Annotated in this window: 27 protein-coding genes; 19 read left to right on the plus strand and 8 right to left on the minus strand. The window is 44.8% G+C overall.

All coding sequences use genetic code 11. From position 1 onward, the window contains the following. The first annotated feature begins 25 nt into the window (after nt 1–25). The 4 genes from PATL_RS20785 (at nt 26) to PATL_RS20800 (ending at nt 3,761) form a co-directional block, all read left to right on the plus strand. Nucleotides 26–601, plus strand: a complete 576-nt coding sequence (locus PATL_RS20785) for an HNH endonuclease (protein ID WP_011576750.1) — start codon at nt 26–28, stop codon at nt 599–601. Nucleotides 602–713: 112 nt separating this feature from the next. Further along, the gene (locus tag PATL_RS20790; RefSeq protein WP_011576751.1) at nt 714–1,616 is read left to right on the plus strand and encodes an acyltransferase; all 903 of its coding nucleotides are present in this window, start codon (nt 714–716) and stop codon (nt 1,614–1,616) included. A gap of 3 nt (nt 1,617–1,619) precedes the next feature. Further along, nucleotides 1,620–2,516, plus strand: coding sequence for an acyltransferase (locus PATL_RS20795; protein ID WP_011576752.1), 897 nt, complete (start codon nt 1,620–1,622; stop codon nt 2,514–2,516). Continuing rightward, nucleotides 2,517–3,761 carry a mechanosensitive ion channel family protein gene (locus tag PATL_RS20800; protein ID WP_011576753.1) on the plus strand — a complete coding sequence of 415 codons (1,245 nt, stop codon included), beginning with the start codon at nt 2,517–2,519 and terminating at the stop codon, nt 3,759–3,761. A gap of 56 nt (nt 3,762–3,817) precedes the next feature. Here the strand turns inward: PATL_RS20800 and PATL_RS20805 are convergent, their stop codons facing one another. Further along, the gene (locus PATL_RS20805; protein WP_041714132.1) at nt 3,818–4,018 is read right to left on the minus strand and encodes a hypothetical protein; all 201 of its coding nucleotides are present in this window, start codon (nt 4,016–4,018) and stop codon (nt 3,818–3,820) included. Between the two features lie 283 nt (nt 4,019–4,301). Here PATL_RS20805 and PATL_RS20810 point away from each other — a divergent pair, with 283 nt between their 5' ends. Further along, the gene (locus tag PATL_RS20810; protein ID WP_011576754.1) at nt 4,302–5,081 is read left to right on the plus strand and encodes a DUF2884 family protein; all 780 of its coding nucleotides are present in this window, start codon (nt 4,302–4,304) and stop codon (nt 5,079–5,081) included. Between the two features lie 86 nt (nt 5,082–5,167). Next, the gene (locus tag PATL_RS20815; RefSeq protein WP_011576755.1) at nt 5,168–6,019 is read left to right on the plus strand and encodes a sugar nucleotide-binding protein; all 852 of its coding nucleotides are present in this window, start codon (nt 5,168–5,170) and stop codon (nt 6,017–6,019) included. 69 nt (nt 6,020–6,088) lie between these two features. Here PATL_RS20815 and PATL_RS20820 read toward each other — a convergent pair whose 3' ends face one another. The 3 genes from PATL_RS20820 to PATL_RS20830 form a co-directional block, all read right to left on the minus strand. Then, a complete protein-coding gene (locus tag PATL_RS20820; protein WP_011576756.1) occupies nt 6,089–7,510 on the minus strand; it encodes a sodium-dependent transporter in 1,422 nt (473 codons plus the stop codon). A 140-nt stretch (nt 7,511–7,650) separates the two neighbouring features. Beyond that, nucleotides 7,651–8,412, minus strand: a complete 762-nt coding sequence (locus PATL_RS20825) for an SDR family NAD(P)-dependent oxidoreductase (RefSeq protein WP_011576757.1) — start codon at nt 8,410–8,412, stop codon at nt 7,651–7,653. Further along, nucleotides 8,409–8,834 carry a thiol-disulfide oxidoreductase DCC family protein gene (locus tag PATL_RS20830; RefSeq protein WP_011576758.1) on the minus strand — a complete coding sequence of 142 codons (426 nt, stop codon included), beginning with the start codon at nt 8,832–8,834 and terminating at the stop codon, nt 8,409–8,411. Before PATL_RS20830 ends, PATL_RS20825 begins: the two co-directional genes overlap by 4 nt. Before the next feature lie 168 nt (nt 8,835–9,002). Here PATL_RS20830 and msrA point away from each other — a divergent pair, with 168 nt between their 5' ends. Then, nucleotides 9,003–9,545: a peptide-methionine (S)-S-oxide reductase MsrA gene (gene msrA / locus PATL_RS20835; RefSeq protein WP_011576759.1), complete on the plus strand. Its 543-nt coding sequence runs from the start codon at nt 9,003–9,005 to the stop codon at nt 9,543–9,545. Here msrA and PATL_RS20840 read toward each other — a convergent pair. Next, complete coding sequence (locus tag PATL_RS20840; protein ID WP_041714133.1) at nt 9,542–10,711, minus strand: hypothetical protein; 1,170 nt, start codon at nt 10,709–10,711, stop codon at nt 9,542–9,544. The two genes, msrA and PATL_RS20840, sit on opposite strands and share 4 nt — an antisense overlap. Before the next feature lie 143 nt (nt 10,712–10,854). Then, nucleotides 10,855–13,992, minus strand: coding sequence for a glycoside hydrolase family 2 TIM barrel-domain containing protein (locus PATL_RS20845; RefSeq protein WP_011576761.1), 3,138 nt, complete (start codon nt 13,990–13,992; stop codon nt 10,855–10,857). 291 nt (nt 13,993–14,283) lie between these two features. Between PATL_RS20845 and PATL_RS20850 the strand changes: the two genes are divergently transcribed. The 4 genes from PATL_RS20850 (at nt 14,284) to PATL_RS20865 (ending at nt 17,023) form a co-directional block, all read left to right on the plus strand. Further along, nucleotides 14,284–14,745 (plus strand): nuclear transport factor 2 family protein, encoded by a 462-nt coding sequence (locus PATL_RS20850; protein WP_011576762.1) that lies wholly within the window; start codon nt 14,284–14,286, stop codon nt 14,743–14,745. A gap of 128 nt (nt 14,746–14,873) precedes the next feature. Continuing rightward, a complete protein-coding gene (gene fldB, locus PATL_RS20855; RefSeq protein ID WP_011576763.1) occupies nt 14,874–15,422 on the plus strand; it encodes a flavodoxin FldB in 549 nt (182 codons plus the stop codon). Beyond that, on the plus strand, nt 15,419–16,219 hold the full coding sequence (locus PATL_RS20860) for a CLCA_X family protein (protein ID WP_011576764.1): 801 nt from the start codon (nt 15,419–15,421) through the stop codon (nt 16,217–16,219). Before fldB ends, PATL_RS20860 begins: the two co-directional genes overlap by 4 nt. Before the next feature lie 396 nt (nt 16,220–16,615). Further along, nucleotides 16,616–17,023, plus strand: coding sequence for an ExbD/TolR family protein (locus PATL_RS20865; protein ID WP_011576765.1), 408 nt, complete (start codon nt 16,616–16,618; stop codon nt 17,021–17,023). A 160-nt stretch (nt 17,024–17,183) separates the two neighbouring features. On the opposite strand, the gene rraA is transcribed toward PATL_RS20865, so the two are convergent. Further along, on the minus strand, nt 17,184–17,669 hold the full coding sequence (gene rraA, locus PATL_RS20870; protein ID WP_006991623.1) for a ribonuclease E activity regulator RraA: 486 nt from the start codon (nt 17,667–17,669) through the stop codon (nt 17,184–17,186). Between the two features lie 206 nt (nt 17,670–17,875). On the opposite strand from rraA, the gene PATL_RS20875 reads away from it, so the two are divergent. The 8 genes from PATL_RS20875 (at nt 17,876) to PATL_RS20905 (ending at nt 24,515) form a co-directional block, all read left to right on the plus strand. Next, complete coding sequence (locus tag PATL_RS20875) at nt 17,876–18,385, plus strand: phosphatase PAP2 family protein (RefSeq protein ID WP_011576766.1); 510 nt, start codon at nt 17,876–17,878, stop codon at nt 18,383–18,385. Nucleotides 18,386–18,468: 83 nt separating this feature from the next. Beyond that, nucleotides 18,469–19,545 carry an MJ1255/VC2487 family glycosyltransferase gene (locus tag PATL_RS20880; RefSeq protein WP_011576767.1) on the plus strand — a complete coding sequence of 359 codons (1,077 nt, stop codon included), beginning with the start codon at nt 18,469–18,471 and terminating at the stop codon, nt 19,543–19,545. Between the two features lie 162 nt (nt 19,546–19,707). After that, nucleotides 19,708–19,878 (plus strand): LPS translocon maturation chaperone LptM, encoded by a 171-nt coding sequence (locus PATL_RS22750; protein ID WP_157043430.1) that lies wholly within the window; start codon nt 19,708–19,710, stop codon nt 19,876–19,878. 1 nt (nt 19,879) lies between these two features. After that, nucleotides 19,880–21,127, plus strand: a complete 1,248-nt coding sequence (gene lysA, locus PATL_RS20885) for a diaminopimelate decarboxylase (RefSeq protein WP_011576768.1) — start codon at nt 19,880–19,882, stop codon at nt 21,125–21,127. Nucleotides 21,128–21,313: 186 nt separating this feature from the next. After that, a complete protein-coding gene (dapF, locus tag PATL_RS20890) occupies nt 21,314–22,144 on the plus strand; it encodes a diaminopimelate epimerase (protein WP_006991618.1) in 831 nt (276 codons plus the stop codon). Beyond that, nucleotides 22,141–22,839, plus strand: coding sequence for a DUF484 family protein (locus tag PATL_RS20895; RefSeq protein ID WP_011576769.1), 699 nt, complete (start codon nt 22,141–22,143; stop codon nt 22,837–22,839). The genes dapF and PATL_RS20895 overlap by 4 nt, the downstream gene beginning before the upstream one ends. 15 nt (nt 22,840–22,854) lie before the next feature. Then, nucleotides 22,855–23,751 carry a tyrosine recombinase XerC gene (locus PATL_RS20900; protein WP_011576770.1) on the plus strand — a complete coding sequence of 299 codons (897 nt, stop codon included), beginning with the start codon at nt 22,855–22,857 and terminating at the stop codon, nt 23,749–23,751. A 47-nt stretch (nt 23,752–23,798) separates the two neighbouring features. Then, complete coding sequence (locus PATL_RS20905; protein ID WP_011576771.1) at nt 23,799–24,515, plus strand: HAD-IA family hydrolase; 717 nt, start codon at nt 23,799–23,801, stop codon at nt 24,513–24,515. Between the two features lie 96 nt (nt 24,516–24,611). Here PATL_RS20905 and cysE read toward each other — a convergent pair whose 3' ends face one another. Continuing rightward, complete coding sequence (gene cysE / locus PATL_RS20910) at nt 24,612–25,391, minus strand: serine O-acetyltransferase (protein WP_011576772.1); 780 nt, start codon at nt 25,389–25,391, stop codon at nt 24,612–24,614. Nucleotides 25,392–25,477: the final 86 nt, after the last annotated feature.

Below are 25,477 nucleotides of genomic sequence, written 5' to 3' on the forward strand. Positions count from 1 at the left end.
TCTCTACCTTTAGCGAGGCAAGTGTATGTTGGTATTAAGATTGAACAAATCTGGCCTACCTCAGGCATGGATCACTTTAGAAGAAGCGGCTAAGTACTATACCCAAGATCGCGTTTTATTTGAGTTAGGTGACAGCAAGCGAGTGCTGCGCGGTGGCTGGAATAAGCATGGCCTGCAGAGCCGCTTAACCTTGTCTTCAATTATTGGCTGCGACGGAAAAGTCACCCCTCCTTCCGGTAAGGTACCCCTAAATAATCGCTACTTATTTCGCAGAGACAATAACTTGTGCATGTACTGCGGACAAAAATTTCGTATACCTGAACTCACCCGTGATCACATTATTCCGCGCTCAAAAGGCGGTCGTGACATTTGGACCAATTGCGCTTCAGCCTGTAATCGCTGTAATTGTTTCAAGGCGGATCGTACCCCAGAAGAAGCCGGGCTTTCTCTTATCGCCGTGCCCTTTACACCAAATATATATGAGCGATTCTACCTGATGAACCGACGTATTCTGACCGACCAAATGGCTTTTCTAGGCAGTCACTTTTCAAAAAACCGTGCTTGGGAAACGACAGATAACAGCGAAATAGCGCTTATTTAGCCAGACTTAAGGCACAAATTAAGCAAAATAGTGATACTTCACTATTAGGTTACTTCTACTTTAGTTTACACTACTCCTTTGTTTGATATTGCGTTGGGTTGGAGTAAAGGTTGTGACGTTGTTGTTTGGCAATTTGATGGGTGTTCTGTCGGTTATTTTGTATTTTATCAACACAGTATTTTGGGTTATTCCCATTGTATTACTGTCATTTCTAAAGCTGATCCCAATCAGAATATGGCGCACTGGGCTCTCTTATCTGCTCGATGGCTGTGCCACATCTTGGATCACAATCAACAATGTTAACCAAAACATATTCAGTCGTACCAAAGTCGAAGTGTCCGGTGTTGAAACCCTTACTCGAAATGATTGGTACCTAGTCATAGCGAACCATCAGTCATGGGTGGATATTCTCATTCTGCAAAGGGTATTCAACCGAAAAATCCCGTTTCTTAAATTCTTTTTGAAGCAAGAATTAATCTGGGTACCCTTTCTAGGGATTGCTTGGTGGGCGCTCGATTTCCCCTTTATGCGCCGCTACACCAAATCATTTCTAGCGAAAAACCCTCACCTTAAAGGGAAAGATCTAGAAACCACACAAAAAGCCTGTGAAAAATTTCGCACTAAGCCTGTCAGTATCATGAACTTCGTTGAAGGCACACGCTTCACCCCACAGAAATACCAGCGCCAGTCTCCCTCGTTTCAACATTTATTGAAGCCAAAAGCGGGTGGAATGGCATTTGTGTTAAGCGCTATGGGTAGCCAACTACACAAATTGTTAGACGTCACTATTTACTATCCCCAAGGCATCCCAACGTTTTGGGACTTTGTGAGCGGCAAGGTTAAAACCATTAAGGTTCATGTTTCAGTTACCCCTATAAGCGACTTATTGCAAAGTGACGCGTTCGCACAAGACTATTTTGACAATCCCGCGCAACGCGTCATATTCCAGCGCTGGCTTAACAGTGTGTGGATAGAAAAAGACAAACGAATCGAACAATTATCGACGGAGCAGTAAAGGATGTTTTCTATACTGCGCGGAATGCTTGTTTTTCCGCTTCACCTTAGCCTTCAGCTTATTAATTTGTCTTTCTGGGCGATACTGATCATCTGCTTAGGGCTGCTCAAATTCGTTTTACCATTTGCATTCATATCACGCGCTTTTAATCCTGTGCTCGATTTCATGTTATGCGCCTTTGGCGTTATCAGTGTGCGCCTAATCCGCTTATTCAATCCTGTACAATTCGATGTCCAAATCGACGGAGAGCTAAGTAAAGAGCATTGGTATTTAATGATGCCAAATCACTTAAGTTGGCTAGATATTATCTTACTGGTCGACTTCGCCGCGGACAAAATCCCTGCACCTAAATTTTTCCTGAAGAAAGAGTTAATTTGGTTACCTTTTGTCGGCTTAGGCGCGTGGGCGTTAGACATGCCCTTTATGCAAAGATACAGTCGAGAATTTGTGGAGAAAAACCCGCACCTAAAAGGCAAAGACATTCAAACGACTAAGCGTTCATGTGAGAAATTCAGAAGCTGCCCCACCACTGTGATTAATTTTGTAGAGGGCAGTCGCTTTACTCAACAAAAGCACCTGTACCGAAAAAGTCCTTTCACCCATCTGTTACCGCCAAAAGCCGGAGGGATCGCTTTTACTCTTGCCGCTATGGGGGAGTTATTTACCGGGATTTTAGATGTCACGCTTATGTACCCGGATAATCCCCAAAAGCCCATGCTCGACATGCTTACCGGGCGCCTAGGAAGAGTAATACTTCGCGTAACTGTTGCTCCTGTACAAGCAGACATTATCGGCGACTACTTCAATGACGAAGACTTTAAGCAAGGTTTTCAAACCTGGTTGAATGCACGATGGACGCACAAAGACACACAAATAAACCTGTTATCTGGAGGTAAGTAAGTGGAGAGAAGCGCGCAATTAAGTGAATACATCATTCAAGGTTATCAATATCTTGGCCTCTCTGTGAAAAACGATGGTGCGATATTTGCGATTACCGCAGTCACACTGTTGATGTGCTTAGCTTGGCTCAGTTTCAGATTAGTACGTATAGCCTTAACAGGCCGGTTAACGCGCTTGGTTTTTAACAGCAAAAATACTATTGACGATGAGCTTCACGAACACGGTGTGTTCAGACGTATCGCCCATATCGTCCCAGCCATGGTGATTTACTTATGCAGCAGCATGTTGGTAGAGGATCCCATTCTGTTTTCTGCGTTACAAAAAATCGCTATTATTTATATGCTTATTGCAGCCGTAGCGGCGAGCAGTGCATTACTTAACACAGTTGAAGACATCTACAACGCCTCTGAATTAGCAAAGCGAGCTCCTGTTACCGGTTTTATTCAGGTAGGTAAGTTGTTCGTGGTTATTGTTGCCGGTTTGCTTATTATCTCTAACTTGCTGGATAAGTCACCGCTATTACTGCTTTCCGGTTTAGGTGCTGTCACCGCGATCCTGTTGCTGTTATTTAAAGACACCATTTTAGGCTTTGTAGCGGGTATTCAGATTGCGGCCAACCGCATGGTAAATAACGGAGACTGGGTAGAACTGCCTAAATATGGTGCTGACGGAACGGTTTTACAGGTCGGCCTTACTACAGTAAAGGTACAAAACTGGGACAAGACGATTTCCACCGTCCCGACTTACAGTTTGATAACAGATTCAATGAAGAACTGGCGCGGCATGTCAGAGTCTGCAGGTCGCAGGATCAAACGCTCCATATACATAGACGTAAACAGCATTAAATTTTGCGATCAAGAAATGCTCGACGACTTCCGTAAAATTCGCTACATCAATCAGTATATAGAAAAGAAACGTGCCGAATTAGACGCCTATAATCAAGAGCAAAAAATTGATATTCAAGACTTACTAAACAGCCGCCGTTTAACCAACATAGGTACCTTGCGCGCTTATTTGGTTTCCTACTTACGCCATCACCCTAGCGTTAATCAGGATATGACATTAATGGTGCGTCAATTGCCGCCCACTGAATTAGGCTTACCATTAGAGATATATTGCTTTAGCGCTAACAAAGATTGGATAGCCTACGAAGGTATTCAAGGGGATATATTTGATCATGCCCTGGCGATGCTGCCAGTCTTTGGATTAAGAGCCTATCAGCGTATAAGTGATAGGCCTCACTAAGTTTTCGTGTTTACCTAAGTTGACGTAAGGTATCAATCTACATTGACTGTAGGTAATTAACCTACGGTCAATGCGTATAAGAATAGTAAGAACAACACCACACCAGATACACCGAAAAAACCATATTCAACACGTGATTTCATCACATCACCTTGGTCAACTGGCTGGGCAATAAAGCCCATAATAATGCTGGTAACACCCAATACAAACGCCACCAAACCAAAACCAAACAAGATTGCATCAGTCCAATTACCCATTACTCTTCCTCAAAATAATAAAATCAATCTAAAAGCCCACACCAATAATGGCGGAATTATATACCAAATTACGACAGAAAACATAGGCTGGTGAAATTGCCTAACTATTAGTGTTTTCACTTATAAAATAACAAATGCCAAGCAAGTAAGAGTTCGGTGAATTACATAACTAATTGTTTAAATTAGTATTTTATAAACTGGCGCGGCCTTTGCTGTACCCATGCCAAGAAGGATGCTAATTAATCCATTTAAAAAGCCGAATGTAAATAAAAGGAACAAAGCGATGCGTAATCTTATTTTTTGTACAGCAATGTTGGTTGGTGGTAGTGCGGTTGCTGCAGAGCAACAGTGTGATGTTGAGTTTAACGGTGGTTTACAGTTAGAAAACCAAGTGCTGACATTAACCACTGAGCAAGAAAATACGATAGTCATCGATCACAGCAAGCAGCTTTATGTCAATGGCACGCAAACCCACCTTTCTGACGACCAACAACAACAGTTGGACGAATTTTACGACGGCATTGCATCCGCCGTTCCCATGGCCGCCAATATCGCATCAGATGCTATCGAGCTCGCAAGTTACGCCCTTAACGAGACATTCACCCAGTTACTCGGTGAGAACAACTCCGTTGTAGCGGACATTACCGCACAACTCGACGCGCTAAAGCATGAACTCGACCAAAGCTTTTATGCCGATGATGGTTCAGTACGTTTAAATTCAGCCCACTTTAACGATGGCCAGTTTTTAAGCGAGGGGTTTGAAGAAAAGTTTGAGCAAGCGATAGAAACCATTGTTGCCCACTCGATAGGCCAAATCATGATCACAATTGGCAGTGAGTTAATGTTCAATGGTGGCGATGTCGATGACTTTGAGCAACGCATGGAAAGTTTTGCACACAATATCGAGAACAAGTTTGATAAAGATGGTGGAGCATTAGAAGCTCGCACCGAGATACTTTGTGCTAGTTTAGCCAACATCGACCGCTTGGAAGAAAAACTGCAAAATGAAGTACCGCAACTTGCAGACATGGACGTACTTCAGGTAAGAGGCTACGCAATGTAAATTTACCAAGTTGGTATATATTTCGAGACGAATTCGTATAGGCTAGGCCGCAAAGGCAAACACAAAAACGAAGAACAAAGAGCACTATGAAAATAACCATTTTTGGTGGCGGTTGGTTAGGCCAGCCGCTCGCTGTCGCGCTAAGCAAAAATTCTGCAAATGCCAACGAAACTGCTCCTGAGGTTCAAGTCACCTGTCGCAGCGAAGCATCCATGGCAACCATCCGCGCCCAAGGACTGCAAGCCCGTCAGTTTATTCTAGGCGGCTCTTTACAAGATAAAGCTGCCGGCAGCCCTCTACTGCATAGTGATATAGTCGTAATAAACATTCCTCCTGGGCGCAGAAATCTAGCGAACAATCCACAAGCCAGCGAACAGTTTGTCAGCGACATGTCTGCCCTCATCCGTCAAACCTGCATTGAACAAAGCGCTAAGCTTATTTTCATTAGCACCAGTGCTGTTTACGGCGATGTTGAAGGGGAAATAACGGAAAACAGCCAGCTAAACCCGAGTACTGAATCGGCGCGCGCCCATTGCGCGATAGAGCAATTTATACAACAAAACATACCTCAAGCCGCGACTATATTACGCCTAGCAGGATTGGTTGGCCCAAAACGGCATCCAGCCAAGTTTTTAGCGGGTAAATTAGATTTAAGCGGAGCAAGCCAAGTAGTAAATCTGGTCCATCAGCAGGACGTGATCCACGCTATTGAGCACATCATTAATCGTGAGATATGGGGAGAGATACTGCATCTGTCAGCGCAAGCACACCCCACCCGAAAAGAGTATTACAGCTGGGCTTCAAAGCAGCTAGCGCTAACACCACCGGTGTTTTCAGAGGAACAAAAAGCATGCTCAGGAAAGCGACTCAACCCAGAATATACTCTGCGAAAACTCGATATGCAGCTGAACTATCCTAGTCCTTACGACATGCTATAACACTCGCCAATCGGCGAGTGCTATAGCTTTTAAAGAATGAAATATTGAGTACGTGTTTGGCTGCCTTGCTTAACCGATTAACGCATTGCCAAAATACTTAAGCGCCACGGTATTAATAAAGACCAAGAGTAAAATAACCGGAATAAAGGTACCCAAAGAAAAGTTAACGTATTTTTCGAACCAGCTATTGGCGAATTGTGGCGCACCTAAATCTAACTCAGTGTTCAAGTTACTTTTCTTCCAGCGGTAAATTACAAACAGGCACACTAACAGACCATTAAACGGCAATATCGTGTCGTAGAACACATCAATGATCACATCAAACACAGATTTAGTTTGGCCTGCGTAGGTCAGAAACTCTGTGAAGAAAGTAGAAATACCGAAAGAAGTGGCGGCTGCAATCGACATCACCACAAGTAATCCGCCTAAGATCGCCAGTGACTTTTTACGGCTATAGCCTTTATCTTCCATCAAGGCTGAAACCGGCACTTCAAAAATAGAGACCAAAGACGTAATTGCAGCAAAAAACACTAACAAGAAAAACAAGCTAGCGACAATACTCGCGCCTGCGTAGCCAATAGTGCCTTGTAAGGCCAAGAAGATTTTCGGTAGGAAAGTAAAAATCATGCCCACGGATGAATCGCTTAAACTTTGTGTATCGGTATTGGGATTAAATGAAAACACAGCCGGTAAAATCAATAAACCAGCAATAAACGCCACTGCCGTATCCATTAAAGCAACAAGCTTTGCAGAGCCCGGCACGTCGGCGTGTTTATCAAGATATGAGCCGTACGTCAGCATTATTCCCATCCCCAGCGATAGCGAAAAGAACGCTTGAGATAAAGCAGCACTGACCACAGCAGCATCAATTTTGTTGAAGTCAGGGATAAGGTAGTACTTCACTCCCTCAAATGCGTTGTCTAGGGTTAAAACAAAGATTACCAAGCCAATTAGCATCACAAACAAAGTCGGCATCATTAACTTAGCGGCTTTCTCAATGCCCTGTTTCACCCCACCCTGTAAGATCATGTACACAATAATCAGCACACCGATCATGTAGTAAAACAGCTCGTAGCCGTTAATGAATACCCCGAAGGTGCTAGGGTCAGCCAATACATCAAGGTTACCCAATAGACACTGCACCAAATAGCCGAAAATCCACACCGTGAGTACCAAGTAGAATATGGCAATCATAAAAGGAGTAATCGTGGCTAGCCAGCCTGCTATCTTCCAGTGACGCTGTCCGCCCGATAATACATTGTATGCCCCAAGCGGATCTTTACGGCTAGCTCGGCCTACCGACATCTCGGCTAACATCACAGGTAAACAAATAAATGCGACGAAAATGGCGTACATTAGCAAAAAAGCACCACCACCGTTTTTTGTTGCCGCAACCGGAAAACCAACCATATTTCCGATACCAACTGCAGAGCCTGCAGCCGCGAGAATAAAACCTAAACGAGAGCCAAACTGTTCGCGAGGTGCGCCCATAAAGACATCCTTTATTGTTGTTATATGTTTTTATAATAATGCACGGATGTTAACAGCAGATAATTGAAAAGTCTTCGCTCAGATGTATTCGCAAAACGTCTGAGGTGCACAAAATATTTACAAGTAGGTAATTGCCCTGCTCACCACGGGATCTCTTTGCCGTCCCAATCGATGAAATAAGGGCCTTTATCTGGTTGAACAGTAGATAAATGCATCAACAAGCGAGATACGCTGAATTCGCTGGTGAACAGTTTTTCCGGTCTAACGTTGCTTTGAAAAGGCTTAGATAAGGGCGTGTCGACCGTTCCAGGGTGATAACAGACCAGCGTGACATTTTTTGCACGCCGTTGATATTCTACCTGAGCAGTTTTTATCAACATGTTAAGCGCTGCTTTACTCGCGCGATAACCGTACCAGCCACCTAAGTTATTATCTTTAATACTGCCTACCCGCGCGCTGAAAAAACTCACATCGACAGACAACGGACCTCTAAATAAAGGCAAAAGGTATCGCAGCCACAGTGCAGGAAGCACTGTGTTTGTGGAAAAATACGCACTTAATGTATCGGCTGATAACTCTTCTAATCGTTTCTCTGGGTGCAGGCTAACATCGTTATCACTCACGCCATGTAGCACCCCGCTACAACAAATAACTCTCGTAAACTGCCCTTGTTGTGCAAGACCGTGACAAAAATCAGCCACCACTGACTCTTTGGTGTAATCGAGCTGGATTAATTTGGCGCCTTTCACAAAATGTGAAATATCAGCATCGGGCTTTTGGGTTATCTGACGCGAAACGCCGTACACGGTGTCGTATTTACCTGACGCCAGTAGTTGCCTGAAGACCTCACGACCCAACCCGCCCGACGCACCAATAACCAATGCATTGCATCTTGCTGTCATTTATCTTCGCCTTTACCCTTTAAATCGTCTCTCATAGTTTCCGGAACAGTACAGGTCTCGCACCGCTTCTTACCGGTAAGCAGATAGGAGATAGTGTACCGATGACGGGCAAAGAATGCGTAGAACCCATCAGCAAACCAGCGAATAATCGGCCAGCGCATCCAGCCATACAACCAACCTTTGCCAATCGTATCCCATGCCAGATAAGTTGCATCTAGTCCTGTCACCATTTCGCCATTCATTTTTTGTACATGAATACGCGCATTCAAATCATGCCAGTTTACGTTTGGATAGTCCTTGGAAAAACTCGCCATCTGTATGTCTACAAACTGAATATTATGCCCTTCGTCATAAGCTTTTAGCTTATTCATTTCGGCTAAGCACAAAGGACAAAAGCCATCATAGAAAATACGAATTGCCATGCTCACCTCTACTATTAATAATTACCTGTGGGCTATGTTTTGCCATGCATACGTTCTATTACGCGCGCCGTAAAAAAATAGTTTACTCAGTAGACCTTGAACACGCAGAACAATGTAACCACATTAATGATTAATAAAGATGATCTACAAAATTAAGTGAGATAAGTCATGGCGAACATTCAACAAGCTACATTAGGCGGCGGCTGTTTCTGGTGTTTAGAATCAGCATTTAATACAGTCGAGGGCGTTGAACTGGCAGTCAGTGCCTACGCTGGAGGCCAAAGCCAGAACCCGACCTATGAGTCTGTATGTAGTGGCGAAACCGGCCATGCCGAAGTGGTGCGTGTCAATTTTGATGCTGACAAATTAAGCTATCGTGAAGTGTTAGAAATTTTCTTCGCTTTGCATAACCCTACACAACTAAATCGCCAAGGTAATGATGTGGGTACTCAGTATCGCAGCGCAATTTTCTATCATGATGAGCAACAAAAACAGGCAGCAGAACAAATATTGCAAGAGATTAGCGACGAGAAAATTTGGCCCGACCCAGTTGTGACCGAAGTTATCGAGCTAAATAACTATCACCAAGCAGAAGATTATCATCAAGATTACTTCAGCAATAATCCGCAAAATCAGTATTGCAATATGGTGGTTGCCCCCAAACTCGCGAAATTTAAGAAAACATTCGCCAGCCGCTTAAAAAGCGTTTAGTTGGCTTCCCTGCCTTGGGTAAACCATGCATCTTGAATGGGCAGACTAAACAGTAAAGGCGCCATCTTTTCGAATTTGGCGCTATTTTGGTCACAGCTTATATTGTTTAAATACACCTTCTTCCAAGGGTCATTCACCATCCACAATGTTTCGTCAATGATGGCCAATCCCTCGATTGAACCATTATCCATCGGCTCCCACGGCGGGCATTTTTCGTCAGGCTGCGCCACTGGCGCATAAAAGCCTAGGTCTATGATCAGCGTTTCGAGTTGACCGGCAGGATCGACTAACCAGAGCTGCTCATCGTTTCGCGCTGCAGCAAATAGATATTCCTTGCCTTCGCGCTCATATATCGCCAGTGCATTGATAGGGTGATTACCGTGTTTAAAGAGAGGCAGTTTAACCTGAGTATCTTCGACAGCGATAAACCCCTCTTGCAGCCAAGTTTCGGCAGTAATCCTTGTAGTAAAGATACGTGCCTGACCCGCGGCATCTTTTTCAAGGCCGAAATACAGCTGTCCATCGCGGCTAAGTGCTAAGCCTTCAATGCCGTCATTAGGAAAATTACCCAAATTAAACGAAGTGGCAAACGTTAAAGGTCGAGCATGGGTCATTGTCACTGAGTTATCGTCTTGTACTTCTAGGCGAATAAGCACAAAGGGATATTTCACGGAGCCTGACTCACCATATTGTGCGGCGCATTTCCCACTAAGCCCCTTGTGATCACTCGCATCTTCGGTAATGGTTAAAAACACGCCTGACTCATCAGGAACCGCCACCAGTGCTTCTAAATCAGGATTACCCTGAATATAGGCGGCAAAGCAACTGTCTTTTAAATTGTCACTTAACGAAAACACCATCGTGTCGGGTGCAAGCTGAGCCGTTTCCGGCGAAATAACATGCAATTGCATACGCTGTGATACATCTGCACTTCTATCGCTTAACGAGATGAGTTTGTCATTCCATACCGTTAAGCCAGAAGTTTGCGGATCAAGCATGACGTCCCCATTGACCTCAGTGATCCATTGCCCTTTTACGGTCATGGTTCCACCGGCGATCCCAGCATTTTTACCTAGTACAACAGGCGTCACATCTGGGGCCTGCTGTATTTGATCACAGCCGGCCAACAGCATTATGACCAGGCCCAAAACCATACGCTTAAGCATTATGCACATTCCGAATTCACCGTTTTGCTATGTTTTATAAGTAGATAAAGGGTCTCGGTCAATAGTTCTCATAATAAAAACAAGTGATTGGTTGAAAATCAGCCAACATGCTGATCTCGTTCAATCTGAACTAGCTTTGTCTTTTATGCTCGACACGGCTTCATGATAAATCCATAGTGATAATCACGCCATGGCAAAGTGTATTTAAACAATGGCGCAGTTCCCCAAGAATCAGTACCTGCCACACCACGCTGTTTGTAATCAATATTGATAAACAGGCGATCGTGTTTTGTAAGTTCATGTGGGTGCAAACCGCGCTTGTCGAATTGATCATATTCGTGCACGTCATACCGTTGTGCGCCAAAACCGATTTGCGGTAATCCATCAAAGGTCAAACCTAGTCCATTGTCATTACTGAAGGTCACGCTACGCACATCACTGCGATAACCATTTTCTTGGGGCCGAACATAAGGGAAATACAATTCATCAACCGATTTAGCGTAGCGCCCTACAAAAGCCGAAGTCTTGCGGTCCCAATAGTTTTCGTGCGGGCCGCGTCCAAACCAACTTACTTGGTCGAACTGGCTAGGCATTTGTAGCAAACTTCCTATTCGCGGCAAGGCACTGTGAAATTGATGAGGTGCAGCATAAAGCCAAATATCAAAGGTGACACAGCCATCAGCATCAATGGTGTATTTGCTTAAATAACGGCTTTGTACGTCTGTTAAATAGTGCTCTGTGGAAACCTCAATAGCCTGAATTTGCCCTTGATCATTCTTTAGTGATTGCCAATTAAATGCGCTTAATTCGATATGTTGCCCGCCGTACTGCCAATCTTTGGCTTTCTCAGGAAAGCCTTCACCAAAGTCATTGTCCGTAGGTGCTCGCCAAAATTCAGGGCGGATTGCTTCAAGCAACATTGATTCGTTTTGCAATTGGTAAGCACATAACAGCCCTGTTGCTAAATCAAATTCAATCGAGAAATCATCTCCGCTGCATTGCAGTTGGGCATCAGTTTCATTAGCCCTGAACATATCGTGCTTTGCACAAGCTTCTTTTGTGATGTCTTGTGATTTATGCACAGCTTCAGATAAATGCGTCAACGGGATTTGACTGCGAGCCACAGTAAACCCAGCTGGGATCATATCGCTGCCAAACCGACTAACAAACTCAAAGTTAGCGAAGTACTCAGCACCCGCTGTTGGTTTTACAGCCACACTCAAAGAAAGCTCACGAGTGGATTGTGCTGGAATCTCCAATTCCTCAATCACCCCACTTTCGACAACATGGCCGTTTTCCTCGATGCGCCAATGCAGCGAGACGTCAGATAAATCAGTAAAGTAGCGCTTATTTCTAACGGCAATGGTGTGCTTTTCGAAATCAACCCGCTCAATATTCATGTGCTGATAAACCGCTTGAACTTCAAATGCATGAGGGTTAGGAGTTCTGTCTGCCGCCATCACCCCATTAGCACTGAAGTTACCATCGTGATACATACCCGGCTCTTCCATGTCACCACCGTATCCCCAGTACGGCGTGCCGTCTTCTGACGTCAGTGCAAAGGTTTGGTCTACCCAATCCCATATGAATCCCCCTTGCAAAAGAGGATAGTGCTCAATCACCCGCCAATAATCAGCTAAGTTGCCCATGGAGTTACCCATAGCGTGCTCGTACTCGCATAAAATGAGCGGGCGGGTTTCGCCGAGCTCCGCGTAGTGCTCAAGCACAGGGATGGGCGCATACATCTGGCTATACATATCTGTATGACGACGCAATTGGGCTTGCTCTGACATCACGGGCATGCTGGTTTTGGTTTTCAGCCAATCATATAACGCTTCCATATTCGGCCCATCGCCCGTTTCATTACCGATTGACCAAATAACAATACTCGGGTGATTCTTGTCTCGCTCGTACATATTGGAGACTCGATCAAGATACGCGCCTTTCCAGTTAGGCATGTTACCCATATGGTCTTTAGGCTCGTAAGATATCGCTTGGTTCGCTGCGCCTATGCCATGGGACTCAATATTGGCTTCATCCACCAGATACATTCCATATTCGTCCGCCAGCGCATACCAATAAGGATCATTTGGGTAATGAGAAGTTCGTACCGCATTAATATTAAACTGCTTGAGCAGCTGCATATCTCGGCGCATGGAATCGCGACTTATCACGTGTCCCGTAACAGGGTCGTGATCATGGCGGTTAACCCCTTTGAATAGCACGGGCTGACCGTTGATCAACACATTGCCATTTTTCAACTCACTAGTTCGAAAACCAACGCGGGAGTATATGTACTGCAAAGGTTCACGCTTTTCGTTAAGCAAGGTCAGTTTTAGTTGATATAAGTGCGGTGTTTCGGCGCTCCACTTGGCCACATTTTTTATCTTACCGGTCAAAAGCAAGTCAGTACATTGTGACTCCCAATTCTCTAATGTAACGGTTTGCTCAAAAACGGGAGTTAAATCAGAGTCAAATAAGCGCGCCTGTAACTGATAGTCTTTTCCCGCACTTTCTTGGCCCCCTACATGCGAATGTATATTGACTGCTAATGAAAACTCCCCATGCAGGTATTGGTTATCAAGGGTGCTCAAAGCATGAAAGTCGCGTATGCGTACCTTAGGTGTACTATATACATACACGTCACGCTCAATGCCCGATAAACGCCACATATCTTGTAATTCTAGATAAGTGCCGTCAGACCAGCGGTACACCTCCAGTGCAATCACGTTATCACCCGCTTGCACGTACTGGGTAATATCAAATTCTGCAGGGGTTTTGGAATCTTGTGAGTAACCGACTTTATGGCCATTTACCCAAATATAAAACGCCGATTTCACTGCCCCTAAATAGACGAAAACGTGCTTATCTTGCCAATTATCAGGCAAGGCAAAGTGACGCCGATAAGAGCCTACTGGGTTATTGTCCTCAGGCACATCACCTGCAATCGGGTGCTTAGCGAAATCCACTGCTGTATTGATGTAGTTCGCCGCACCATAGCCCAACAATTGCCAATTACCCGGGACGGCTATTTTATCCCACTGACTGGAGTCAAATTCAGGAGTGTAAAAGTCTAATGGTCGCAAGTTTGGGGCCTTCACCCAATGAAAATCCCACTCACCATTAAGACTCAAATAGTCTTGAGACATAAACGGCGAATCTACGTACCCCTGTGGGTCATCTGAAAAGCCATAAAATGAGCTACGCGCTGGCTCTTTGTTAATGGCGAATACTTCGGGGTTTTGCCAATCAGGCACAGTAGAAGATTGAGGATATGTCATAAAAGCGGCTCCAATATCAAACGCTCAAAAATAGTTACTTAACGGAAATTTAAAAAACTGTGTTATCAGCGCATTCATGGGTATGCCTCAGTAGTTGAAGCTGCGCGTATAGGCATGCCCTAACAAGACATCACCCAACAGAATAAAATCATATTAATACTACATATTAAACATTACATTAACGACCCATTTGCGCAATTAAATCGCCTTGCTCCACATCTTGCTCTAGAAGGTCAAACAGTGAAATACTGCGACTCAGTATTTAGCGAAATTCCTTTGAGGGCGATCAATATGAAATCTAGAATACGCAAGATAACCTCTTTATTCGTCTCCGGCATTGTCCTAGTTTCTTGTCTCAGCGTGTTTACCGCGCAAACCATCGCACAACAACAGTCAGCTAACATTGACCGCATCGCTAGTTTTATGGCTGCTTACAATGAGCATGATATAGATGGCATGCTGTTGAATATGAAAGACGATGTAAAATGGCTGGGTGTGGCTAACAACCAGCTAGTCGTAGAGACAGCAGATAAAAAGCAATTGCAGCAGGCGATGCTGGCGCATTTTGAGGCACAACCAAATGCCCGCTCACGCATTAAGAACAGCATAGAATTAGGTAACACCGTGGCGGTCGTAGAAGAAGCATTTATTGTTCGCGGTGAAATAACAACCTCTCAATGCGCTATGTCTATTTATCAATTAGCCGATGGCTTGATTGCAAGTATCACCTATTATGCAGCGGCTGAGTGTTAAAACGCCCCCAGTTAAAGCAGTAAAGGTGTAGAGCAGTAAAAGTGCATGAAGAAAGTTCATCAAGCCTAGACCATTGCACGGCAAACAAGGACAATAGCGCAACTTAATAGCGGCATTAAAAGGTACCCATGTCAGATACGGCTTTTAAAATTGGTTTATTTTACGGTTCAACTACTTGCTACACCGAAATGGCCGCAGAGAAAATTCAAACCGCGTTTAACCGGTTGTTTGATGCTCATGTAGTGGATATTTTCAATATAAAAGAGGTACCGCTTAGCCAAGCAGAACAGTTCGATGTGCTGATTTTCGGAATTTCCACATGGGATTTTGGGGAACTACAAGAAGACTGGGAATCCTGCTGGCAAGACATCAGTCAACTTAACCTTGAAAACAAAACAGTGGCTTTGTTTGGCCTCGGTGATCAGCTTGGTTATGCCCAGTGGTTCCAAGATGCCCTTGGTATGCTTCACGATGAGCTCATTATACTGGGCTGCAAAATGGTCGGTTATTGGCCAAATGAAGGCTATGAATTCACTGAATCGAAAGGATTAACCGAAGATGGCTCACATTTTGTTGGGTTATCCCTAGATGATGAAAACCAGTACGATAGAACTGAGCAGCGTATCGATAGCTGGGCAGAACAATTACTACTAGAACTGGATAACGACGATCAGTGATCCCCACAGCTGGCCAATCAAGACTGCATCGACCGTATTATCGCAATGGTGATGAACATCGAGGCGGCGCCGACGTCAGCTTCCAAGACATCGTAAAAATCTTCGGTTTTCGCACCGTAAATATTGGCAAATGGGTCACCCCGGAAGAACAGCAAATCGCCGCTAACCTATTTTTTGATGCCTTTTGCGACTTAATGGATATTTTGCAGGTGCCAGAGTCGGTTATTTCATTAAATGGCACCTTGTCATTAGCGTTTGGTACGGGCGGGCGAAAACACAGTTGCGCCCATTATGAGTCCCAAACTAAACGCCTTGCATTAGCCAAAAATGCAGGTGGCGGGTCCTTGGCTCACGAATGGTTTCACGCCTTCGACCATTATATTTGCGACAAACTTTTTGTTGTTTGTCAGCCGCATAATTTCGCCTCAGAACTGTGGTTAGATGATCATGAGATGCATCCCCACCCGCTTAACAAAAAGCTGAGCCTGTGCTTCGAGAGTATTTTTTTATCGCCTGATAAAGAAGAGCCTAATCAATATGTATTGGCCAGCGCCCTAGTGGATAAAGAAATGAAATTGTATTATTTCGCTCGCCCTCAAGAATTAGCGGCGCGAGCATTTGAAGCGATCATCCAAGATCATGGCATACGTAACGCATTCCTAGTGCAAGGCACCAAGAAGAGTCCAGAAGCACTGTTAGGGGTGTACCCTAAGGACCAACATCGTCAAAACGTGCAGGATCATTTCTTAGATTACTTTGTTTATCTCGGTCAAGCGCTAGAGAATAAAAGTACTTAGCAGTCAATGTTATGATTTCCTCAAGCGCTCAAAAAATGCACTAGGTTTGCAAAACATAGCGTTCTACGATACAAATAGTGCGCGTGCCGAAAAATGATCTGCGAGATCCTCAGGTTGATCTGAGTCACTCTTATCTTGGTTTTGGTCGTGGGAATATGTCAATAAAGAGAGCAAACGGTTTGTTGAATAAACAGTTTGTTGTATGAAAAACGCCATTCACCTCTTTTGATTTGTCAGCTGATGAATCTTTAAGGGTGTTTTTTATACCGCTAATGTGAAAAACAATACAATTTCGTTAATACAATTGCATAAATTTATGTAATTAGTGGATGCTCTCAACTAAAAGTGCCTTTATACTAGGCGAATTCAATTTCAACAATTTGGCGACAAGTACAGATGAAAAGAAAGAAGCACGGCTCTTCTGATGACGAAGCAGCAATAGATATGACCCCCATGTTGGACATCGTGTTCATCATGTTGATTTTCTTCATTGTTACCACCTCTTTCGTAAAAGAAAAAGGTTTAGATGTTTTGCGTCCAAAAGACTCAAATTCACCGCCGCCGAAAACGAATGTTAAATCTCTAGCTATCCGCGTTAACGAAGATGGCACTATCATGATGAACAGTCGTGAAGTGGATATCCGCCGTATCGTAGCGAACATTCAAAGCTTCTTAGCTGAGAACAACACAGATTCTGCTGCTGTTCAAGCTCACCCTAAAGCGAAGCACGGTGTTGTAACTGAAGTCATTAACCAAGCTAAAGAAGCTGGCATCGCCAACGTTTCTGTTTTAGTAGGTAAGTAACTTATTCGTTACTAACGACTGCATCAAATACGAAAAAAGCCATCATATGATGGCTTTTTTTATGTCTGTTGCTTTTTAAACTTGCAGTTAATACCAACGCCATTAAACAATTAGCCACTTAGCGAAAATTTAATGGAATTGGTATAAGACCGCTCAGAGCTTACTCGACGTCTAAAGGTTCAGGGGAGAGAATAATCCCTGTGCGGTCGGCATACACATGATCTTCTGGCAGAAACGTCACGCCACCAAAATTCACCGCAACATCAACTTCACCCACGCCTTGGTCGTCAGCACTGACCGGTATCGAGGCGATAGCATGCACACCCACGTTGATCTCTTCTAAATCATCGACCTCGCGCACACTGCCATAACAAATAATACCTTCCCAGCCGTTATCTAAAGCGATTTGCGCTGCGGCAGAATCTATTAACGCTCGGCGCATAGAGCCACCGCCGTCGATTAGCAATACTTTTCCTAGCCCAGGCTTTTCCAGCGCTTTGAGAATAACGCCTTTGTCTTCGAAACATTTGATGGTGGTAATTTCACCTCCAAAAGAAGCGCGGCCACCAAAGCTAACAAACATGGGTTCTACCACATCAACACTGTCAGCAAATAAATCACATAATGCAGACGTATTATATTCCATTGCTAATCCCCTTCAGACGAATTACCACCAGTATACTGCTAGGTAGTGGCAATGCTACCACTAATCAAGCTTTTACACGGTTTTTTGATGAAACCTAGTACGGGAAATTTATTTCATAAACTGTTCTTTAATCTGTCACCTAAGCTTCACACAGAAAAAATAACATCATCAACACTGAATAGAATGCGAGTTGATGGAGTGTCACGATGAAAACACTGACTCAGACAGATACCCAGCTTTTTCATTGGCTTTTTGGACTGACCGCTAAGCGTGACTGTCGCTGGATAATCTGGATGTCTCGCACTGGTGACGGTCACCTGTATCTCATCTTAGGCTTATTCCTTTGGTTATTTGAAGCAGAGCATGGTGCATTGTTTCTATACAGCGCATTACTCGCTTACAGCCTTGAATTGCCAGTGTATTTAATTTTGAAAAAATTCCTACGCCGACAACGTCCCTGCGACTTATTGCAGAATTTCAGCGCCCATATTACCCCATCCGACAAATTCAGCTTACCCTCGGGTCATACAGCAGCCGCATTTTTAATGGCATCGTTGATCGCCAGTTTTTACCCATCCATGCTGATTTTGGTTTATTGCTGGGCGAGCATCATTGGTTTATCTCGCGTGTTATTGGGTGTTCATTATCCCAGTGATATTCTAGCTGGCGCCGCATTAGGCCTAAGCATGTCTTATTTCAGTTTGTCTTTGCTATAAACAGCCCTTACTTGAAAAATTAACTTTGACTAAAGGTTTACCTTAACCAAAACGCATGTCTTAACCTAAGAGAGTACTCACCTTTGAAGATATTGTACGGTGTACAAGGCACCGGTAATGGACACACTACGCGCGCCCGAGTCATGGCAAAAGCCTTCAATCAGCGCAGCGATATTCAAGTCGACTACCTATTTTCTGGTCGAGACAAAGACAAATACTTTGATATGGACGTCTTCGGCGACTTTGCCAGTTATCGCGGCTTAACGTTTGAAACCAAGGGTGGAAAAATCAGTAAGTCTGCGACTTTCAAATCAGCCAAGTTGCGTGAATTACACCAAGACATCAAGAGCATTCGCGCTAGGGATTACGATTTAGTGATCAATGATTTTGAGCCAATTAGCGCTTGGGCGGCCAAACTCAATAACATCCCGTCTATATCTATCAGTCATCAGGCGGCATTCATGCACCCTGTGCCTCAACAGCCAGGCACCCTGTTCGATAAATTCATCACCCGCTACTTTGCCCCCACCGATTTGCACCTAGGTGTGCACTGGTATCATTTTGGCCATCCGATCATGCCGCCTTTCATTGAAGCAGACGACAGCCAATCGCCACCTTCGCGCACCTATCTGGTGTATTTGCCCTTTGAAGAAATAGACGACATTAATGCTTTGCTTGACCCTTTCTCAGAGCATGATTTTATCTGCTTTCACCCTAAAATAGAGCAAGACAAACACCTAGGGAATATTCAGTGGCGTCGCCCATCTAAAGTCGATTTTGTGCGTATTTTACAAAGCTGCTCAGGGGTGATAGCTAACGCGGGTTTCGAACTGGCCAGTGAATGTCTCCATTTCGGCAAGAAACTGTTGATCAAACCTCTTAGCGGTCAATTTGAACAACTATCCAATGCCAAAACCCTAGAACAACTCGGTTTAGCTCAAAGCATGCCGACGCTTGACAGCGACATCGTAGAGGAATGGTTAACTAAGCCTGCTATCGAGCGTATCGCCTACCCGCAAAACCCCGACATTCTTATTGATTGGTTGGTCAAGCGTGACTGGCAAGCCGTTAACACGTTGTGCGAACAACTCTGGAGTAAAGTACGCTTCCCCCAGTCAGTCCTCACTCAGTTAGATAAACTGCCAAAAGCCAGTCGCTAACCTCATAAGACATGGTCGATCACACGGTTTTTTCACAGCAGTGGGGCAGATTAGCCTTGGTTAAAATGAATATAGAATATAACGCTTAAAGCACTGTTAACACGTTGCATTTTACGCTGGGAGTGCCATCATACGCGGCTACACTATCAGTTGAGGCCTGAGATGCGACGTAAAACTACTTTTTTGTTAGCGCTGATAAGCGCGTTTACTCTGTTAACGCTGCAAGGCTGTGGGCAAAAGAAACCCTTGATCCTGCCAGAAAAACCACAACAGAATACGTCATCTCAGACAACCCCTACCCCATCTCAAGATTCCCAAGAAGGTAAGCAGTAATATGGATTTTTTTGGCTACAACAATAAAAAACTCTATGCAGAAGATGTATCGCTGCACGACATAGCCCAAACTCACGGCACCCCATGTTATGTTTATTCAAAAGCGACAATAGAGCGTCACTGGTTAGCATTTGATAAAGCAGCTGGTGCCCACCCACATTTGGTTTGCTATGCAGTGAAAGCCAACTCAAATTTAGGCGTGTTAAGCGTGCTTGCTAAGCTCGGCTCTGGCTTTGATATTGTATCCGGTGGCGAACTTTTACGCGTACTTAAAGCGGGCGGTGACCCAACCAAAGTGGTGTTTTCAGGTGTGGGAAAAACGCCTGAAGAGATTGCATTAGGCTTACAGCACAACATCAAGTGTTTTAATGTCGAATCCCCAGCAGAGCTAGAGCGCATCAGCCAAGTGGCTGTTGCTGAAAACAAAATTGCACCGATTTCAATCCGCGTAAACCCAGATGTTGACGCGAAAACCCATCCATATATTTCTACCGGCTTGAAAGCCAATAAGTTCGGTATTGAGCGTGAGCAAGCAGTAGAAGTGTATCGCCACGCTGCGTCCTTACCGAATCTTGAGATCAAAGGAATAGATTGCCACATAGGCTCGCAATTAACTGAAATTGCGCCCTTTGTTGATGCCCTGGATAAACTGTTGGTTCTTATTGATGAGCTTGCCGAAAATGGCATTACATTGGCGCATTTAGATGTAGGCGGTGGCTTAGGCGTAACGTATAAAGATGAAACGCCTCCTCATCCTGATGAGTACACCCAAGCAATCGCGCAGCGCATGCAAGGGCGTGAAGATTTACAGCTCATCTTTGAACCGGGCCGCGCCATTATGGCCAATGCCGGTGTGCTACTGACCAAGGTTGAGTTCTTAAAACAAGGGGCTGAAAAGAACTTTGCGATTGTTGATGCCGCTATGAATGATTTAATTCGCCCGGCATTATACTCAGCTTGGCAAAGCATCATTCCACTTGATACGTCTTTGACGCGTGACAGTGCGGTTTATGATGTTGTTGGGCCCATTTGCGAGACAGGCGATTTCATTGGAAAAGAGCGTGAATTGGCGATCGATGCGGGCGATTACCTCGCGGTACGCAGCGCGGGTGCTTATGGGTTTGTCATGGCGTCCAATTACAACAGTCGCTGTAAGGCCGCTGAAATCATGGTCGACAAGGACCAGGTAATGGTTGTTCGTGAACGAGAAACCCTTGAAGACTTGTGGCGTGGTGAAAGCGTACTGTAAAAGTATCGCTCCACCTATAGCGTTACCTATTGCACAATAGAATGCACTGTAAGTTGCATCGTCCCTTAGCCAAGACGATGCAAACCCATAGTCAGCCGTGCTTTGAAATGATATAACCATCATTATAGGTACTTGATACAAGGGCGATCGTCGTCTGATTAAGTGATTTTTACGTAAGTGGCAAACATGCAAGTTCAGTTTTCAAAGATGCACGGTTTAGGCAATGACTTTGTCGTTATTGACAACGTAACCCAAAACGTTTTTTTCAGTAAAGAAAAGATTTCCCAGTTGGCGGATCGCAATTTCGGTATCGGCTTCGACCAATTATTGGTCGTAGAGCCTCCGTACGACCCGGAACAAGACTTTCATTATCGTATTTTTAACTCAGACGGCTCTGAGGTTTCCCAGTGCGGCAACGGTGCTCGTTGTTTCGCTCGCTTTGTTAAGATGAAAGGCCTAACCAACCGCAACAAAATCGTGGTAAGCACCAAGGCTGGTCGTATCGTGTTATATCATGAGCGTGACGGGCAAATTACCGTCAACATGGGCGAGCCTATATTTGAACCGGCTAAAATCCCGTTAAAGGCCAACAAGCAAGAAAACATTTATATCATCCGCGAGAATGACCACACCTTCTTTTGCGGCGCAGTTTCCATGGGTAACCCCCATTGTGTATTATTAGTGGATGATGTTGAAACAGCTGATGTAGAAGGCATAGGTAAAACGTTAGTTGCCCACGAACGCTTTCCTGAGGGTGCCAACATCGGCTTTATGCAGATTTTAAACAGCGGTCATATTAAACTTCGTGTTTATGAGCGCGGCGTGGGTGAAACCCTCGCATGTGGTAGCGGCGCGTGTGCAGCCGTCGCCGTAGGGCAAATGCAGAAAAAGTTAAACAAGGAAGTCACTGTCGATTTACCAGGTGGTACCTTGAAAATTCGTTGGCAAGGGCCAGGGTCAATCTTAAAAATGACAGGGACAGCGGAACATGTCTTTGATGGAAATATCACGTTATGAATGAAGCATCTGGTCAGCAAAAAAGTCCATTAGACGACACCTCTTCCTTTGCTGAACCGGATGGGTTAACTGAACAGCAGGTGGCTATCTATCTTGCCAAGCACCCTGAGTTCTTCGTTAAACACCCAGCGTTACTTGAGCAACTGCAATTGCCCCATGCCCAAAAAGGCAGTGTCTCTCTGGTCGAGCGCCAAAGTGAACAGCTACGCCAAAAAGTACGCTTACTCAATTCCAAACTGACTCAGCTGATCAGCATCGCTAAACAAAACGAAGCCATATACCGTATTTATGCAGATCTAAACCTACGCGTATTGAAATGCTCTGACATAAGTTCAGTGCAATATGTGCTCGAAGACGTGATGCAAGAGCAGTTAAACCTTTCATCTGTCGCTTTGAAACCTTACAAGGGTGCCTTTGCATTACCAGAAATTCAGCGCAAATTGTTTGCCGAAAAGCGCTTTAAAGACGAGGCGTTTTTCTTCGGCCGCTTGAGCGAACACGAAAAAAAGCTGTTATTTAATGACCAACAAGCTGAATCTGTTGCCTTATTGCGCTTAGGTGATAATGGCGAGCTGGGTATTTTAGCCATTGGCAGCAACGATCCTGGGCACTTTAACCCTGACATGGACACCTTGCTTATCACTCAGTTACAACAGTTTTTAAGCATTCTACTGCCTAAATTACTGGCTTACTGACATCCTGGCTGACGAATGAGCGAACAGCCAAGTCTGCAACCCTTACTCGGCAAGTACTTTGATTATCTTAAGTACGAACGTAATCTGGCCGCTAAATCCATTGAAAATTATCAGCGTCAACTCGCCAGCATCTGCCAAGCCCTCACCATTACCGCATGGCCAGAGCTAACGGTCGATCATGTGCGCCAAGTGCTGAATCAGGCTCGTCGTCAAGGGTTGAGCCCACGTAGTATCGCCCTTCGACTATCTGCACTACGTGGCTATTGCGCTTATCTGGTTGAGCTCGAAGTGTTATCTAGTAACCCAGCCAAGGCGGTACAAGCGCCTAAACAAGGCAGTCCATTACCTAAACAGCTTAATGTAGATGAAATGCATCAGCTGCTAGACTTCGATGATGACTCTCTCCTTGGGGTTCGAGATAAAGCCATGCTCGAGCTGACCTACAGCTGCGGCTTACGTTTAGCTGAGCTGGCCGATTTAAACCTGAAAAGCCTACAAGACGACGGCCAATTAAGGGTCATTGGTAAAGGCAGTAAAGAGCGCATACTGCCCGTTGGTAAAACGGCGTTAAAATGCCTTGGCGAATGGTTGAAAGTGCGCGGTGTTTTAGCTGACGGTGATGAGCCGGCATTGTTTTTAAGTAAACACAGAAGGCGTATCAGTCATAGGCAAATTGCGAAACGGATGCAGTTGTGGGCCAAGCAGCAGCATTTAGATCAAGATATCAACCCACACAAATTACGCCATTCATTCGCCACCCACATTTTAGAATCAAGCGGTGATTTACGCGGAGTGCAAGAACTACTCGGCCATGCGAATTTATCCACTACGCAAGTGTATACTCATCTGAACTTTCAGCATTTGGCTAGCGTATACGATACAGCGCACCCCAGAGCCAAGCGTCGAAAATAGCATTTCGGCGGATCATTAATGCAAGAAAAGAGGACAGAATCGACAACATGATTTATTACCGTAATATCGGCCAAATTAAGGCCATGACGTTCGATCTCGATGACACCCTTTACGACAATTACCCTTACATCATCCGCGCTGAACACGCCTTGATTGAGTTTTTGGGTAGCTTTGCAGATGACCCATCCCACAGCCATCCAGCCTATTGGCGTGACCATAGACGCGCCACATTAAAACAAAAGCCTGAGCTTCACAGTGACATGGGCATGTTGCGCCGAGAAGTGCTTACCAGCGGCATTCAAGCATTCGGTCACAGCGGCCATGCGCTTAAGAGCGCGGTGGATGAAGCCTTCGACTTTTTCTATTTTGAACGCAGCAATTTTCAAGTGAGTAGTGAAGTCACTGATATTTTGAGCAAGCTAGGGGAGCGCTGGCCGTTAGTCGCTATCACCAATGGCAATGTAAACTTAGAGCAAATCGGTATCGCGGATTACTTTCAAAAGAGCTTTCATGCTAGTTTAGCGTTTCCCATGAAGCCCAACAGCGCTATGTTCGATGCAGCTAAGAAGCTGTTAAACCTGCCCGGTGAATCCATATTGCATGTGGGGGATAACCTAGAAAAGGACGTTTTAGGTGCCAAGAAAGCCGGATTCATGTGTGCCTGGTATGCAGATAATCGCCCGATGTCACTTAATAGCGAAGACGTTACCGTGTTACCGGATATTCAACTGCAACATTTAAGCGAGCTGTGCGATATAAACTAAGCTGTGCCATTTAAACTAAGCTCTGCGTCAACACAATACTCGCTCGATAACGGCAACGCCTCATCAGGCGAGTTGCCGATTAATCTTTTAGCTAAATTAATCTTCTAAAACGTTCTGGCGCATAGTTTGACAGGGGTTTTGGCAACTTGGCTTGCCCACAATTTTAGCTGGCACACCCGCAACCGTAACGTGTGATGGCACATCCGCTAATACCACACTACCAGCGCCGACCTTAGCACCTGGGCCAATTTCAATATTACCTAATATTTTGGCACCCGCGCCTATCATCACCCCATGGCGCACTTTAGGATGCCTGTCGCCAACTTCATTCCCTGTACCGCCAAGGGTCACAGATTGCATAATCGATACGTTATCTTCAATCACCGCCGTTTCACCGACAACGATACCCGTGGCATGATCAAACATCACGCCTTGGCCTATATATGCCGCAGGATGAATATCCACTGACAACACTTCAGAGCTGCGGCTTTGAATAAACAACGCCAATTCATGGCGGCCCATTAACCACAACATATGCGCAAAACGATGCACCTGAATGGCATGAAACCCTTTAAAGTAAAGCAGCACGGTTAAATACGATTTCACCGCAGGGTCGCGCTCAAAGGTTGCTTCAATATCAAACACAGTCGCCTCTACTAACAAGGGCTGGTCGCGATAAGCTTGGTCAAGCATGGTGCGTAAAGCCTTAGCCGACATCACTTTGTCGGATAACTTATTGGACAAAATAAAGCTCAGCGCACCTGCAAAGTCATCTTGCTTTAAAATGCATTCATCTACATAAGTGGCAAGCAAGGGTTCTTTTTCAGTCATCACCTGTGCTTCATTACGAAGCGTTTGCCAAAAATTATTGTCCACGAGTATCCACCTTATGTCTGCATCAGTCGGCAGTGTAATCAGTTGTTATTTTAAAGCCTAATAATGACTAAGAACAAATTCATTAA

It is taken from the genome of Paraglaciecola sp. T6c (assembly GCF_000014225.1).
GTDB classification, from domain to species: Bacteria; Pseudomonadota; Gammaproteobacteria; order Enterobacterales; family Alteromonadaceae; genus Paraglaciecola; species Paraglaciecola atlantica_A.